The sequence below is a fragment of the Streptosporangium sp. NBC_01639 genome (assembly GCF_045209755.1).
Lineage (GTDB): Bacteria > Actinomycetota > Actinomycetes > Streptosporangiales > Streptosporangiaceae > Streptosporangium.
Genome location: NZ_CP109272.1, coordinates 2,098,957 through 2,112,039 on the forward strand (window position 1 = coordinate 2,098,957; position 13,083 = coordinate 2,112,039).

At 67.3% G+C, this 13,083-nt stretch carries 14 protein-coding genes; 8 read left to right on the plus strand and 6 right to left on the minus strand.

The annotated features are described in order from the left end of the window. The first annotated feature begins 55 nt into the window (after nucleotides 1-55). Entirely contained in the window at nucleotides 56-1,378 is a 1,323-nt protein-coding gene (locus OHA77_RS09360) for a hypothetical protein (protein WP_406317467.1), read from the plus strand. A gap of 250 nt (nucleotides 1,379-1,628) precedes the next feature. On the opposite strand, the gene OHA77_RS09365 is transcribed toward OHA77_RS09360, so the two are convergent. Both OHA77_RS09365 and OHA77_RS09370 read right to left on the minus strand, forming a co-directional pair. Next, nucleotides 1,629-3,155, minus strand: a complete 1,527-nt coding sequence (locus tag OHA77_RS09365) for an SDR family NAD(P)-dependent oxidoreductase (protein ID WP_406317469.1) — start codon at nucleotides 3,153-3,155, stop codon at nucleotides 1,629-1,631. A 215-nt stretch (nucleotides 3,156-3,370) separates the two neighbouring features. After that, on the minus strand, nucleotides 3,371-3,610 hold the full coding sequence (locus OHA77_RS09370; protein WP_406317470.1) for a hypothetical protein: 240 nt from the start codon (nucleotides 3,608-3,610) through the stop codon (nucleotides 3,371-3,373). Nucleotides 3,611-3,827: 217 nt separating this feature from the next. Here OHA77_RS09370 and OHA77_RS09375 point away from each other — a divergent pair, with 217 nt between their 5' ends. Further along, entirely contained in the window at nucleotides 3,828-4,844 is a 1,017-nt protein-coding gene (locus tag OHA77_RS09375) for a hypothetical protein (protein ID WP_406317472.1), read from the plus strand. 118 nt (nucleotides 4,845-4,962) lie between these two features. Here the strand turns inward: OHA77_RS09375 and OHA77_RS09380 are convergent, their stop codons facing one another. Both OHA77_RS09380 and OHA77_RS09385 read right to left on the minus strand, forming a co-directional pair. Then, entirely contained in the window at nucleotides 4,963-5,199 is a 237-nt protein-coding gene (locus OHA77_RS09380; RefSeq protein WP_406317473.1) for a DUF397 domain-containing protein, read from the minus strand. Between the two features lie 126 nt (nucleotides 5,200-5,325). Further along, nucleotides 5,326-6,576, minus strand: a complete 1,251-nt coding sequence (locus tag OHA77_RS09385) for a hypothetical protein (protein WP_406317475.1) — start codon at nucleotides 6,574-6,576, stop codon at nucleotides 5,326-5,328. Between the two features lie 412 nt (nucleotides 6,577-6,988). Between OHA77_RS09385 and OHA77_RS09390 the strand changes: the two genes are divergently transcribed. Beyond that, nucleotides 6,989-7,489: an ATP-binding protein gene (locus OHA77_RS09390; protein WP_406317476.1), complete on the plus strand. Its 501-nt coding sequence runs from the start codon at nucleotides 6,989-6,991 to the stop codon at nucleotides 7,487-7,489. Between the two features lie 673 nt (nucleotides 7,490-8,162). On the opposite strand, the gene OHA77_RS09395 is transcribed toward OHA77_RS09390, so the two are convergent. Beyond that, nucleotides 8,163-8,540: a hypothetical protein gene (locus OHA77_RS09395; RefSeq protein ID WP_406317477.1), complete on the minus strand. Its 378-nt coding sequence runs from the start codon at nucleotides 8,538-8,540 to the stop codon at nucleotides 8,163-8,165. Nucleotides 8,541-8,843: 303 nt separating this feature from the next. Between OHA77_RS09395 and OHA77_RS09400 the strand changes: the two genes are divergently transcribed. Together OHA77_RS09400 and OHA77_RS09405 are read left to right on the plus strand one after the other, a co-directional pair. Further along, on the plus strand, nucleotides 8,844-9,005 hold the full coding sequence (locus OHA77_RS09400) for a hypothetical protein (RefSeq protein WP_406317478.1): 162 nt from the start codon (nucleotides 8,844-8,846) through the stop codon (nucleotides 9,003-9,005). A 96-nt stretch (nucleotides 9,006-9,101) separates the two neighbouring features. Next, on the plus strand, nucleotides 9,102-9,680 hold the full coding sequence (locus tag OHA77_RS09405) for an NADAR family protein (RefSeq protein ID WP_406317480.1): 579 nt from the start codon (nucleotides 9,102-9,104) through the stop codon (nucleotides 9,678-9,680). A 242-nt stretch (nucleotides 9,681-9,922) separates the two neighbouring features. On the opposite strand, the gene OHA77_RS09410 is transcribed toward OHA77_RS09405, so the two are convergent. Then, nucleotides 9,923-11,380, minus strand: a complete 1,458-nt coding sequence (locus tag OHA77_RS09410) for an MFS transporter (RefSeq protein ID WP_406317481.1) — start codon at nucleotides 11,378-11,380, stop codon at nucleotides 9,923-9,925. A 185-nt stretch (nucleotides 11,381-11,565) separates the two neighbouring features. Between OHA77_RS09410 and OHA77_RS09415 the strand changes: the two genes are divergently transcribed. The 3 genes from OHA77_RS09415 (at nucleotide 11,566) to OHA77_RS09425 (ending at nucleotide 13,049) form a co-directional block, all read left to right on the plus strand. After that, the gene (locus OHA77_RS09415) at nucleotides 11,566-12,207 is read left to right on the plus strand and encodes a TetR/AcrR family transcriptional regulator (protein ID WP_406317483.1); all 642 of its coding nucleotides are present in this window, start codon (nucleotides 11,566-11,568) and stop codon (nucleotides 12,205-12,207) included. 176 nt (nucleotides 12,208-12,383) lie between these two features. Continuing rightward, nucleotides 12,384-12,635 carry an AbrB/MazE/SpoVT family DNA-binding domain-containing protein gene (locus OHA77_RS09420; protein ID WP_406317485.1) on the plus strand — a complete coding sequence of 84 codons (252 nt, stop codon included), beginning with the start codon at nucleotides 12,384-12,386 and terminating at the stop codon, nucleotides 12,633-12,635. Nucleotides 12,636-12,638: 3 nt separating this feature from the next. Further along, complete coding sequence (locus OHA77_RS09425; protein WP_326821016.1) at nucleotides 12,639-13,049, plus strand: PIN domain-containing protein; 411 nt, start codon at nucleotides 12,639-12,641, stop codon at nucleotides 13,047-13,049. Nucleotides 13,050-13,083 lie beyond the last annotated feature (34 nt).

The following is a 13,083-nucleotide window of genomic DNA, read 5'->3' on the forward strand; positions in this document are numbered from 1 at the left end:
CGCTGAAATGTCGTAGCGGCCCAGCACACTGATGTCCGACACGGGAGGTGGGGCCATGGCACGGGGCCTGGGCAGGAACATGGTCCGGCAGCTGCTCGGGCTCGGCGTCTGGGAGATCGAGCTCGCGGTCACGACCGGTCTGCTCCGGCGCCTTCCCGACCGGACCTTCGATCCCGTCTCCGTCAGGGCGGCCGAAGCCGATATCGAGCACTTCCGGCGATTACTCGCCGCGGAGCGCCGCTGCACCATTACCGAGGCGTCGACCAGGCTCGGCGTCTCGGCCGACCGCTTCAAACGGATCGTCGCCGCCGCCGGTCTGGCGCCCGTGGCCACCGAGCAGATCCGGAAGTACGGCCGGACCCTCACCGTCCGCTACTACCGTGCCGCCGACGTGGACGCTCTGGCCGACCATGTCCACGCGGACGCCGAACTACGCGCCGCCGCGCGGGCGGTCTCCCGCTCCGAAGCCGCCAGGAAGGCCGTCCAGACCCGCAAGCTGAACATCGCGCGCACTGTCGCGGCCCGCGCGGAGATAGAAACGATCAAGCCCACCCTCGACGCGGACCACGTGCGGGTTCTTCTGTGGACCGCTGCGCTGATGGCCGCCGCCGGCGTCTGGCCGGGGCCTCTCAGACCCCTTCAGCGTATGGCGGACCCTCGCGTCCCACCGCTCACCGAGATGCTGCGCGATGCCCGGCTCTCTCGCACCGAGCTGGAGGTGATGCTCGCCGAACTCGCCCCGAGAGCAGTGGAGCCTGTACGTCTCCTGGTCTCGCCCCGGGACGCGGAACGGGAGCTGGGTGTGCCCATCGAGATGGTCCCAGCAGAGCTGCCCCATTTCGGCGACCACCTGCTGGCTCCCCTCCTCCGCGAGACGGTCTCCGCACCTCCTCCCTGGCTACTGCGGGCGCGGGCGGAGGTGGAGTTGCAACGAGCCGTCCACGCGGAGGAGCAGCGTGCCGTCGAAGAATCCTCCCAGCGGCACCGAGTCGAGCGAGCCGCTGTCGACCAGGCCGCCCGAGTGGCCTCCCGGCTGTCCGACGAGTCCGTGGCCGAGCTGTTCGGCATACCCGTTGACGTGATCCGGCAACTCCGCCCGGCAAGCGGCCGTTGGGCGGCCGACCACGTCGCGGGGCTGCTCCGGAAAACCCCGCCGTGGCTGCGGGACGAGTCCGCTGCCCGGGCGGAGGCCGATCGTCGCCGTCACCGCGCCGAACGGAAAGCCGCCCGGCGGCTCTCCTGGCGCGGCCTCTGGGCCGAGGCACTCGGCGTCCCCCTCGACCGGATCCCCGGCTCGGTCGGACGTCCCACCCGCGCGGCGATCGAAGCCGCCAGACGCAAGCCGCCCCGATGGGCGCGCGAGACGCCACCCGGCTGAAACCGTACCTGGCTCTCCGCTTCATGGGCCGTCGCAACCGTCCGGAGCGACCGAGAACCGTGGCCACCCATCGAGGTCGCGCGGCTCTGCATGGTCCTTGCCGGAATGCTCGGTTACCACGACATATCCACACGATCCCGGGCGTGAGGCTCGGCTGTCACGATGCCCGTGTGATCCTTGTGGGCGGCGTCGTTCTGGTCGCGCCGCTCGGCCACCATGCTGCCCGTACGATCCCCGTCATGCGGCCCGCCTACCACGGTGCCTCCGCGTAGTCCTTGAGGAAGACGCCGTGCACCGGATCGCCCGCCTCGCCGCGCACGATCGGGTCGTAGACCCGGGCGGCACCGTCGATGACGTCCAGCGGTGTCCGGCGGTCGAGCCACTCTCGCACCGGCACTGGGTTCTCGTCGGTGATCCAGCCGGTGTCCACGCCGCACATATACACACCCTGCTGCGCCAGATCGGCGGCGCTGGTACGGGTCAGCATGTTCAGCCCGGCCTTGGCCATGTTGGTGTGCGGGTGACGGCCGGTCTTGTTCGGCACCGCGAACTGGCCCTCCACCGCCGAGACGTTCACGATGTACCGGCGCGGGAAGGGCGCCTCGCGCAGCAACGGCAGCAGCCGGTCGATCAGCAAGAACGGCGCGACCGCGTTGATGAGCTGAACCTCCAGCAACTCGGCCGGATCGATCTCCCCGATCCGCACCGACCAGGAGTTCCGTGCCGACGGGTCCAGCAACAGACCGGATACGTCCGGCAGCTCCAGATTCACATCCCCGGAAGGGGAGACCGGTAGCCGCTCGGCCTCGTCCATGGAAGTCGGGACCGGCAGCCTTCGGGTCTCACCCCCGGAAGACGAGACCCGCAGTCGCTCGGCCTCGTCCATGGAAGTCGGGACCGGCAGCCCTCGAGTCTCATCCCCGGAAGGGGATACATCCCAGGCCCCGTCACCCGACGGCACCGTAAGATCCGGCAGAGCCCGGTTCCCACCCCCAGACAGCGGCACCGTAAGTCCCGGCACGGCCCCCGGCAGGAACCCCGGCACCGTCGACGCTCCCGGCGGAAGCCCGTCCCGCTCCCCCTCGACCAGCGCGGCGTAAGCCGACAGCGGCCGGCGCAGGGTCTGAGCGGCATTGTTGACCAGGATGTCCAGCGGGTCTCCGGCCGCCAGGAACCGGTCGCCGAGCGCGATGACCTGGCGAGGGTCGCACAGATCGATCCCCACAACCTCCAGGCGCCCGCCCCAGTCACCGCTTTCGGCGAACCTCCTGACCGCGTCGGCCGGAAAACGGGTGGTCACCGTGACATGGGCGCCGTCGCGGAGCATCTTCAGCGCGAGCTGGTGCCCTATCTTCGTCCGTCCCCCGGTGATGAGCGCCCGCCGCCCCGACAGATCGGCACGGGCCGTACGGCGCGCGGCGTTGAAGGCCGCGCATGAGGGACAGAGCAGGTGATACAGGTTGCCCACCCGGGTGAACTGATCCTTGCAGACGTAGCAACGCCGCGGCCTGCGCAGCTCTCCGGCGGGCTCTCCCACCGGTCTCTCCGGGAGAGGAGCGTCGACGACCCGGCCCGGACTGCCCATCACGGTGGCCGCCAGCACTGCGGCATCGGCCTCTTTCGCGTCACGACCGCGGTCCTGTTTGCGGCGCTGCTGCCCGTCACGGACCAGTGCGAGCGCCGCGTGCGCGATCCACTTGCGATCCGGATCGTCCATCGGGAGCCGCCTGGCCTCGCCGAGCGCTCGCAAGACCATCGAGACGGTCTCGGAGTCCACGTCATCCTCCCTGGGGTGGGGCCGGCTGGATTTCTCTCCCCTGCCAGAGAAAGCGCGACGGCCGACTGCGCTACAGCCCCCACATGGAACGGCTCGGTTTCGAACCGGCATTCGCGTTCACCCTACCGAGAGGATCAACCCATTTTCGATCATTCGCCGGACTCCGGAGGGCGGCGTTGGGGACGGGAGGAAGGACTGCGGATTACCCGGTTACGTCATCCTTCGAGGTAGACGCGTTCGAGGAACGCCCCCCGCTCGGCTCGCTTGACCTCGGCGACCTTCTCGATGTCCGCCCACTCGTGCCCGTGCAGTGTGGCGATGGCCCGCAGCACTTCGAGCACGTCGGCGATCTCCTCCGCCACTTCGGTTGCCGGAGCCTCGCTGAGCTCCGTCGACTCCTCGAACAGTTTCTCCAGTAGAGCCCTGCGATAGTCGGCGTCGCCGAGAACGGTCACCACCGGCTCCCTGCCGTGCTGCCGAATGAGCTCCGGAATTCCGTCCCGCACGAGTTTTCCCATGTCAGGCCTCGCCTCCGCACGCGCCAGATTCCTTCCGCAGCCACGGAGCCTATCTCGGTACCGGATTTCTCTGCTGCACCGGTTCCCCTGAGCAGACGGTGAAAATAGCCTGTATTTCGGCAAATACACACCAGGGCGGCGGGGTCATATGGATATGGATTTCTTCCGTCTGGAGCCGACCGCGCGATCTTCGTGGCGCCTGGCCGTACTGATGGGGGCGAACACCCGCACGTACAAGTTCGCGCTCGGTGCCGCGCTCCTGGACGCCGCCGCGGAAGGACGGTCGGAGATCCTTCTTCGGGACCTGGCGGTGCCGTATGCGATGGGGCTGGTCCGGCATCTCGGTCAGGCACCGCAGGTGTCCTCGAACGCGAAGACCGGAGAGTCGGACTTCCTCTCGGTGGCCGGAAGAGAGGCCACGGAGTCACTGGAACTCGGGCACCCCACCGAAGAACTCCTGGCGGCCACCCTCCAGTCCATGCCCAGGATGGTGATGAAGAAATTCCACAACCTGCGTAGCGAGGGAGTGGAGGTGCCACACCGTTTCTACGAGGTGACGGGAAGCTCCCGAGAGCGGGTCGTACGGCTGAGCGAACATCTCCGCGACATCGCCCGGTCGGAGCAGTCCGCGAGTCTGCGGGGCGAACTGTCAGCTCGCTGGAGCATTGTGGAGACGTCCTTCGCCGCCGGGATCGGCCGAAGTCTGGTCCTTGAAGGGGTCGCCGTGGACATGGCCACGCTGCGGATCACCGACAGACAGCGTCGTCGATCGGTCGCCGGCGTCACGGACGCGGTCATCGGCTTCCAGCACGGTCTCTGCCTGATCTGCGGGGTACCCATCACACCGGGGGTCGACGATATCGCCGTCGACCACGTCTTCCCCTACTCGTTCATGAGTCGCCTTCTCGGCCCCGGAGACCGGGGCACGACACCAGACCTGGACGCGGTATGGAACCTGGCCCCCACACACGCACCGTGCAACAGACAGAAGAGTGACCGGCCACCGACACCGGCGGAAATGACCAGGCTGGCGCGGCGAAACGAAGCCATCATGCAATCTCCGCATCCGCTCAGACGAACCTTGGAGTTGACCCTGCGGCATAACGGTCACACCGGCACCCGGCCAGGTGAGTGGTTCACGTTCATCCAGCGGGTCCACGGCCTCCCTTGAGGTGCTCCGCATCCTCCGGACACATCAAAAGCGACCTGCCTGCCGGATGTGATCGCAGGTGCTGAAGTGGCTGCGAACCGGGGTTGGGACGATCCCTGTCACGCCATGACCGGCAGGCTCAGGGACGACGGAGTTCGCCACGCTCGATGCCGCCGGTGAAGGCGTCGTACTCAGCGTCGGTGAACAGGTGCGGGGCCTTCTCAGGGTGCTTGGAGTCGCGGAGTGCCACAACGCCCTGATACAGGAAGGCAACCTGGACGCAGTTGGTGCCGCCGCTGCTGAGACTGCTGGTCTGCCAGCGAGCTTCACGAAGCTGGGTCTCGATCCAGGCCGGGTCGAGGATGTTCTTGTTCATGGGAGGTCCTTGGCGATCGTGGTGAGGAGGGACAGCGACACCTTCGGCGACAGCGCATCGGACTTCAGCAGGTCACTGGTGGTGCGATAAAGGTCGACGGTCGCGTCCTCACCGGCCTACAGGCCGTCATCCCGTCAGAGTGGACAGCCGTTGGTCGAGGTCGCTCCGGCGGGTGTCATTGGGCAGGCGATCACGAACGGCGAGCAGCTTTCCGACGTTGCGTTGGGAAGGGGCCTGCTCGATCAGCGGAATCGCCTGGTGGAGCAGGTCTCCGGCCTGGTCGGCGTTGCCGAGGCCGTTCTGGACGTGGGCATGCCTGATCAGGTAGGTGGCATGGTCTCTGCGTCTGGTCGGGGAAAACCCTTCTCGGGCCTTGTCCAAGTGGGAGTCCGCGCGTCGCAGGTTGCCCAGGTCGAGGTAACACACACCGACGTGGTCGTGGAAAGCCCCTTCGTCGAACCACCCAGCCCATGCTGGATCGTCTGCGCGTGTACCGCGCCCGAATTGGGTGTCGGCGATGCCCAGTAGGCGATGGGTCTCAGCCACGTCGCCAACACTCGCGTGAGCACCGGCCAGACGTACGGCCAGCATGCTGGCGGTTCGTGGTGTGACCTCTCCGGCGCTCTCGTAGGCGGTGCGGGCGATGGTCAGACCGTCGGCGAAGTTCCCGAAGTCCTTGCACTGCAGGGCCATCGACTTGAGGATGTTCGCGCCTACAGCACGGTCGCCGGCCGCGTGCGCGGAGTGAACGGCTGCGACCCAGTAACGCTGGGCTGCGGAATGCAAGCCCTCGTCGAAGGAGGCGAAACCTGCCAGACGTCCGAGTTCCGCAGCCAGTCCATGAAGACGCTGGGCGACGGTCGCGCTGTAGGAGGACTTCTCCAGCACCTCAACGACCATGCCAAGCTCGGCGTCGATCAGTCTGCGTGACCGTTGCCCGCCATAGCTGTCTCCCAGCATGCGTAGACGGGGCAGGCCCGCCTCGATCTGGGCCACGAACTCCTCAGTGATCCGGCCACCGCGCAGTACGGACATCAGCTGAGCCGGTTCGACGTTGAGCCAGTCGGTCGCGAACCCCGCCAGGCTCATTCCGGTCAGCCGCATGAAACCGCGTCGGTCCATCATCGCCTTTTCCAGTGCGTGATTGAGAGCGAGTATGCTGCCCGGCTGGTCCCAGGAGAAGTCGACTCGGATGGGGTCGCCGACGGGCAGCCAATCGGGCCATGGCTGCACGTGGAGAAGCTCTTCGGAGACCTCGAGTTCGGCCGCCAGAGCGAGTTGTGTCTCACGGTCGGGCACGACTCCCCAGTGCTCCCAGCGCCATGCCTTCTCCCTCCTTCGTGCCATATTGCCGACTCGCCTGGCGATGACGTTCACCAGGTCCTGGTAGGTCCATCCGCGGTCGGCACGGACGTAGCTCAAAGGGTGTACGAAAACTCCGCCAGGCTGCGTGGGCACTGGTTCGGGCATGCACATCCCCTCCTTCCTCGAACTGTAAATCTGATTAATCCACTCGAACAGGCCGTGAGGGGCTTCCCGCCGGAGGGGACAACCGGGGACAACGAGATTCGCCTGTTCATGAGGCGGGTGACAGGGTTTTCTGGAGGCCGTCGGACCCAGCCCGCCCCTACTGAATCACACTCCGCAATCAATTTGTTACAGACAGGTGAATAGAGCGGCTATTCCGCGCATGCACTGATGAACAGGTCCCACCCCGCCATGGGCGACCCACTGAAGCCGGTTTCCGTCGCCGGTGAAACGTCCCCATTCCCACCCGTTAGGAGCGACGATGCTCATCGAGCACGTTCCCGTCCCGGACCCCGGCGGGCACGGCAAACCACGCAGCCGCTTCCGGATGACCGCCTGGTGCCTGCCTCCCACCGGCGCGGCCCGTCGCGCCCGGGGACTGCTCCGCGACCGGTTGTCCGGCCTGCCTCTCGCCGCCGACGTGCTTGACGAGCTGGAGATCGTGGTCTCTGAGTTGGCCACCAACGCCACCCGCTACGCCCCCGGCCCCTACGAACTACGCCTCCTGCACGACCACCGCCTGCCGGTCAGAGCCGAAGTGGTCGACGCCGGCGCCGGGGCCGCCCTGATCGAATACCTCCTTAACCGCCCTCTTCCTGTCCCCGATCGCGTTGACGACCTCGAAGTCGGCGGGCGGGGCCTGCGCATCGTCACCGAACTCACCCACGGGCGTTGCGGCGCCCAATGGACTCGGCTGTGCGGCACCGGCCAGCTCGCCACCGGCGTCTGGTTCGACCTTCCGGCCCAGCAGCACCGGCCCTGATCTCCCCGCCCCTCCGGGGCAGGCGGGATCATCCCCCGATCTCCCTGGGCCCGGAGCCGGTCCATGCTCACGGCTCCCCCGCGCCGAGCATGGACCTTCCAAAAGGCCGGCGTCCACGGCCCTGATCCCACTCCGGTCCGGGACGCCGGCCTCCCCCATCCCTGCACGACGGAAAGCGATGATTCTCATGATCACCTCAGCAAACGACCTCCTCCGTCTCCGAGGCCGCCGCCGTCGTGGCACCGACCTCCCCGCCCCGGAACCCGCAGCGAGCACGGACAATGCCACTGATCTGGCCCAGGGCCTAGAAGCTCGCCATCCAGGCTGGGTCATCCTCTGGCGCCGCTGGGCACGCCGCTACTGGGCCTTCCCCACCTGGCTCCCCAACGCACCCGCCCCTATCGAAGCCAGAAACGTCCAGGACCTACTGACCCAGATGAATGACCTGGAATTCCAGCACTCACCACGAAGCAGCAACGCCTGACCCATACATGGAGAATGAGGTGATCTCGACGACTTTCATGCCCGATAGCCGTATTCGAAAGAGATTGGCGCTTCGGGGGGCCTGCGCCACGTGGCCGGTATCAAACCAGCTCAAGCGAATTCACGGCGCATGCGCGCAGCGTACGGAAGGATGACGCTGGACGACTGAACGCACGGTGGGTTCGGAGGGCTAGACATGTCGCAACATGGCTATTGGCGCGTATCTGACGACACCCCCGTGGCGACAGCGGAGGCCCGAGAGATCTGGGCCCGTGAGGCCTACCCCTTGCTCGTTGGTGTGGCACATACGTATCACGCGGTCATCACCTACAAGGAGCTTGCCGAGAAGATTCAGGAGAGCACCGGTATCCGTACCAGGGTTCTGCTCCACAACTGGATCGGAGGTGTTCTGAGCAAGGTGGTTCGGGAGGCTCATCGCCGCGGCGACCCGCCGCTCACCGCTCTGGTGGTGCACTCCGACGACGGCATGGTGGGCGAGGGCTACAAGGAGGTTCTTGAGGTCGCAGGAGAGCCGCCGGCAGACGATGTTCTCGCTCGCGAGAAGCACGCCGCTCACTCCCGGCTGGAATGCTACCGGCGCTTCGGCGCAACCCTGCCCCCTGGTGGGGGCACTCCCGCACTGGCCCCAAAGCATCAAGCAGCCATCGACCGTCGAAGCGTACGCTCGGAGAGGCCTTCCCAGATCTGTCCCCGCTGCTCCGTGCAGCTTCCTTCAACCGGCGCTTGCGACGCGTGCGGGTAGCAGCGACTGAGCCAAGAAAAGCCAGCTCTCCTCAATCTTCATCCACCGCTGCGCGGGCCGACCGCCAGCGGACGGCACATTGGCGTGACCGGGCAGATCCCACAGGCCGTGGTGGTAGAGCCAGAGCACCGGGAACTCCGGGTTGGGCCGGTCCTCTTCAAGACCGAACTCCTCGATGAGCCATCCGAGCTCGCGATAGGTGCTCCCCGGCGTGAGGCGTGGCTCACCCTGGCCGCGCGGCCGATCGCCCAGAGCAGGGTCAGCGGCTGATGCCGCTTCTGCGCACCGGTCGCGGGAGACACGGCGGGCTTAATTCCAACGGAGCCGACAACCCGCTGGCCGGACGGTAGCCGCACATGGCACGGTATGACGGTGTTCGATCTCAGCAAGCTGCCCCGCTCGGTTACCGAGGCCGTCACCGCGGAACGGGACGGCCGGCCGTTGCGTTACCTGTTCTTCTGGGGCCATCAGCCGCCGCGTGACGGTGGTGTCGGCGCCGGATGCCTCAGCCAGTGGTGGGAGGTCACCTTCACCGCGGACGGACACGTCTTCCGGTCGGCCGAGCACTACATGATGGCGCACAAGGCGTGGCTGTTCGGCGACGACAAGACCGCGGCGCGGATCCTCGCCGCCGAGCATCCCGGCGAGGCCAAAAAGCTCGGCCGCGAGGTCCATGGCTTCGACGAGGCCGTATGGGACGAGCACCGTTACGAGATCGTGGTACGTGGCAACCTCGCCAAGTTCGGCCAGCACCCGGAGCTGAGGGATTTCCTGCTCGGCACCCGCGCATGTGTTCTGGTCGAAGCCAGCCCCGTCGATCGGATCTGGGGCATCGGGCTCACCGCCGATGACCGACGTGCCGCCTCCCCCGCCACGTGGCGGGGCCCGAACCTGCTCGGCTTCGCCCTCATGGACGCTCGCGACGCCTTGGAGGCCACCCGGTGAAACATGACCGGCGGAACGAGACGGACCGGGTGTGAAGCGCCCCGTGTTCTCCGGACGCACCAAGCCCGGCGGAGCCGGCGCCCTGGACCTGACCGCGGAGGGTATCGGCGCCGAGGTTCCTGTCTGGCGGCGGCCCCGACCGGGCCCACCGGCGTCGCACCCATCGGCACCGCCGCGGACCAGGCACTCACCCGCCGGCGGTCCCGCGTCCAGGCATCGGCGGCGAACCTCACCGAAGCCGCTCAGCGGGGCTCTTCGGTGACGCGGGAGTTGGTGAGTGTGAGTGCACCGCCCGCCGCGACCAGGCCGACGACGACCGCTACCACGGCGTAGGTGATCCGCTCGCCGTGGAAGAACGACGCCACCAGAGCGTTGCTCCAGGTGCCTGCGGGCAGCTGTGTGGTGACCAGCGCGGCGATCAGGGTGCCGACCACGGCGGTGCCGATGCTGGTTCCGACCTCCTGGGCGGTGTCGTTGAGTGCCGTGCCGATCGAGGTGCGGTTGCTCGGCATCGCATCGACGAGCGCGATGGCGCAGATCGTCATGACGGTGCGCAGTCCGACGGTCATCACGACCATGCAGACCGCGATGGCACCGTACCCGTGGTCGACGCCCCAGGACAGGCCGGCCAGTGAGCCGGCCAGGCAGGCCGCGCCGACCAGGCAGGCGACGCGGTGGCCGAACCTTCCCGCGAGCCACTCGGACAGGGGGGTGGCAGCGATCATGGTCACGATGAGCGGCAGGTTCGCCAGGCCGGCCCGTACGGGGCTCCACCCGTAGGCGTACTGGAAGTGGAGGATCAGCCCGAACATCACGGCGGCCATCGCGATGGCCGTGCCGATCTGCGCGATGGCGGCGCCGCGGACGGTGCCGTTGGAGAAGAGGCGGAGGTCCAGCATGGGCGATGGGCTGCGGCGCTCGTGCCACACGAACGCGATGCCCGCGGCGATGGCGCCGAGGAGTGATGCGAGTGTGGACGCGGAGAGCCAGCCGTGCTCGACGCCGCTGGTCAGCGAGTAGCAGGCGAGGCCGATGGTGGTGACGCTCAGCGCGGCACCCGGCAGATCGAGCTTGTCGTGGGTCAGGTCCTGCGGCCGGTCGGCCGGGACCCCGAAACGGATGCCGATGGCCGCGATCAGTGCGATCGGGGCGTTGACGACCAGGAGCCACTGCCACCGCGCGTGGGCCAGGGCGGTGCCGCCCAGCAGGGGGCCGAGGACGAAGCCGGACATGCCGACGATGATCATCAGGGTCATCGCGCGCATCCGCAGCGCCTTGTCGTCGAACAGCCGGAAGACCAGCGAGTTGGTGATGGGGGCCATCGCCGCTGCGGCGATGCCGAGGCCGGCCCGCAAGGTGATGAGCTCCCCTGCGGTGGTGACCGCGACGACGCCCAGGCTCAGCAGACCGAACACCGCCAGGCCGATCAGCAGCACACGTCGGCGCCCGAGCCGGTCGGCCATCGATCCTGCCGTCAGCAGCAGGCCGCCGAACGTCAGCGAGTACGCGCCGGTGACCCACTGCAGCGCGGTCGTGCCGCTGCCGAGGTCTCGGCCGATCGTGGGCAGCGCGATCGAGAGCAGCGTGTTGTCGACCATCTCGACGAAGAAGGCCAGGCAGAGCGCGGCCAGGGGAATCCATGCCGCGCGCAGGGACGGATAGGTGCGTGATGCGGCGGGCGCGGTGGCAGTCGTGGTCATGGTGGGCCTCCTATCGGAACGTCGCCGAACATCGAACGACGTTCGACAATAGAACGAGGTTCGATAATTGTGCAAGTTGTGATTGGATATGCACCATGACAGGCTCGCGACCACGACCCGCCGATCGTCCTTCCCGAGGGCGTCAACGTGCCTCGCACTCCATCGAGGCCGTTCTCACTGCGGCCGTGGCCCTGCTCGACGAGGCGGGCGAGCCGGCGCTGACCCTCCGCGCCCTCGCGGCCCGGCTCGGCACCGGCGTCGGCAGCATCTACTGGTACGTCTCAAGCAAGGACGACCTGCTCGAACGCGCCATCGACCACGTGCTCGGCGGGGTGCTGACCGCCATCGAAGGACAGACCAGCAGCGGCGACCCGATCGATGACCTGCGCGTGATGGCCGTCACGCTGTTCGACGCGATCGTGGACCGACCGTGGCTGGGTGCGCACTTCATGCACAACATCGACGTCCCGGGCAACTCGTTGCGACTTTATGAAGAGCTAGGGCAGCAGACGCTTCGACTCGACCTCACGCCACGGCAGCGGTTCCACGCCGTGTCGGCGATCGTGAGTGTTGTGGTCGGCAACGCCGCCGACATGGGGCAGGAGCCGCCCCAGGAGGTGCTCGACGGCTTCGTGGACCGCGACGAGTTCCTCGGTCGCTATGCCGAGACGTGGCGTGCGCTCGACGCTGAGGAGTTTCCGTTCGTGCACGACATCGTCGAGGAGTTCGACGGGCACGACGACAGGGAGCAGTTCCTCGCCGGGCTGGAGCTGACTCTGGCGGGCCTCCGCTTTCAGGCCGGAGATGGAAGCCGGTCGACCAGGTGATGCATGCCCTCATAGTCATGGGCAGCGGTCACATCTCCAAATGTACGTGCCGCACGGTCACGAGGCCGGATCTCCGGATCAGCTGGTCTCAACGACAGCTGGTAACTTTCTGAGATCGCTCACATACTCTGCGCGACACAGTTTAACCTTTACTTGTGATGGCTAAAGTAAAGGTTATGGAGCACGGCAAGGGAACACGTGCCAGGCGTACGGGGCCGGCGCGCATCTCCAGCAAGAACCAGGTGACTCTGCCGGCGGCGGTGCTGCGCAAGCTCGGCCTGCACGCGGGAGACCCGGTCGACATCGCCGAAGAAGGCGGCCAGATCATCATCCGGCGACACCGCAGCCGTCTCGACGGTGTGATCGGCACCATCCCGGGCTTCACCGAGGCCGTGGACGTCGAGGCGAGCCGCGAGAGCTGGAGATGACGGGTGCCGATTGTCATGCTCGACACCAACGTCGTCGTCGGCCTGCTCAACCCCGACGACGCGCTGCACAACCATGCTCTTGACGCCGTTCGCCGCTGGGAGGACAAGGCGGCCTCGTTCACCGTCTCCGTGATCACCTGGAGTGAACTGCGGGTGGGGGCGGTCCGCAAGAGTGTCGCGGCCGAGAAGATGCTCGGGGCGTTCCGTGCCGCCGTCATCGACCGGATCGTCGAGGTGGACGAGGCGACGGCTGAGGCCGCGGCCCTGCTCAGAGCCGCGGACCTGACGATTCGCGTGCCGGACGCCCTCATCATCGCAACCGCCCGTGAGGTGGGGGCCGACGCGCTGCTCACCGCGGACCGGAAATTTTCGGGCATCGCCCCGGAACTCGTCGAACTGCTACGGCCCAGTTGACCCGGTAGACCGTCCGGCTACGTTCCCGAGATCA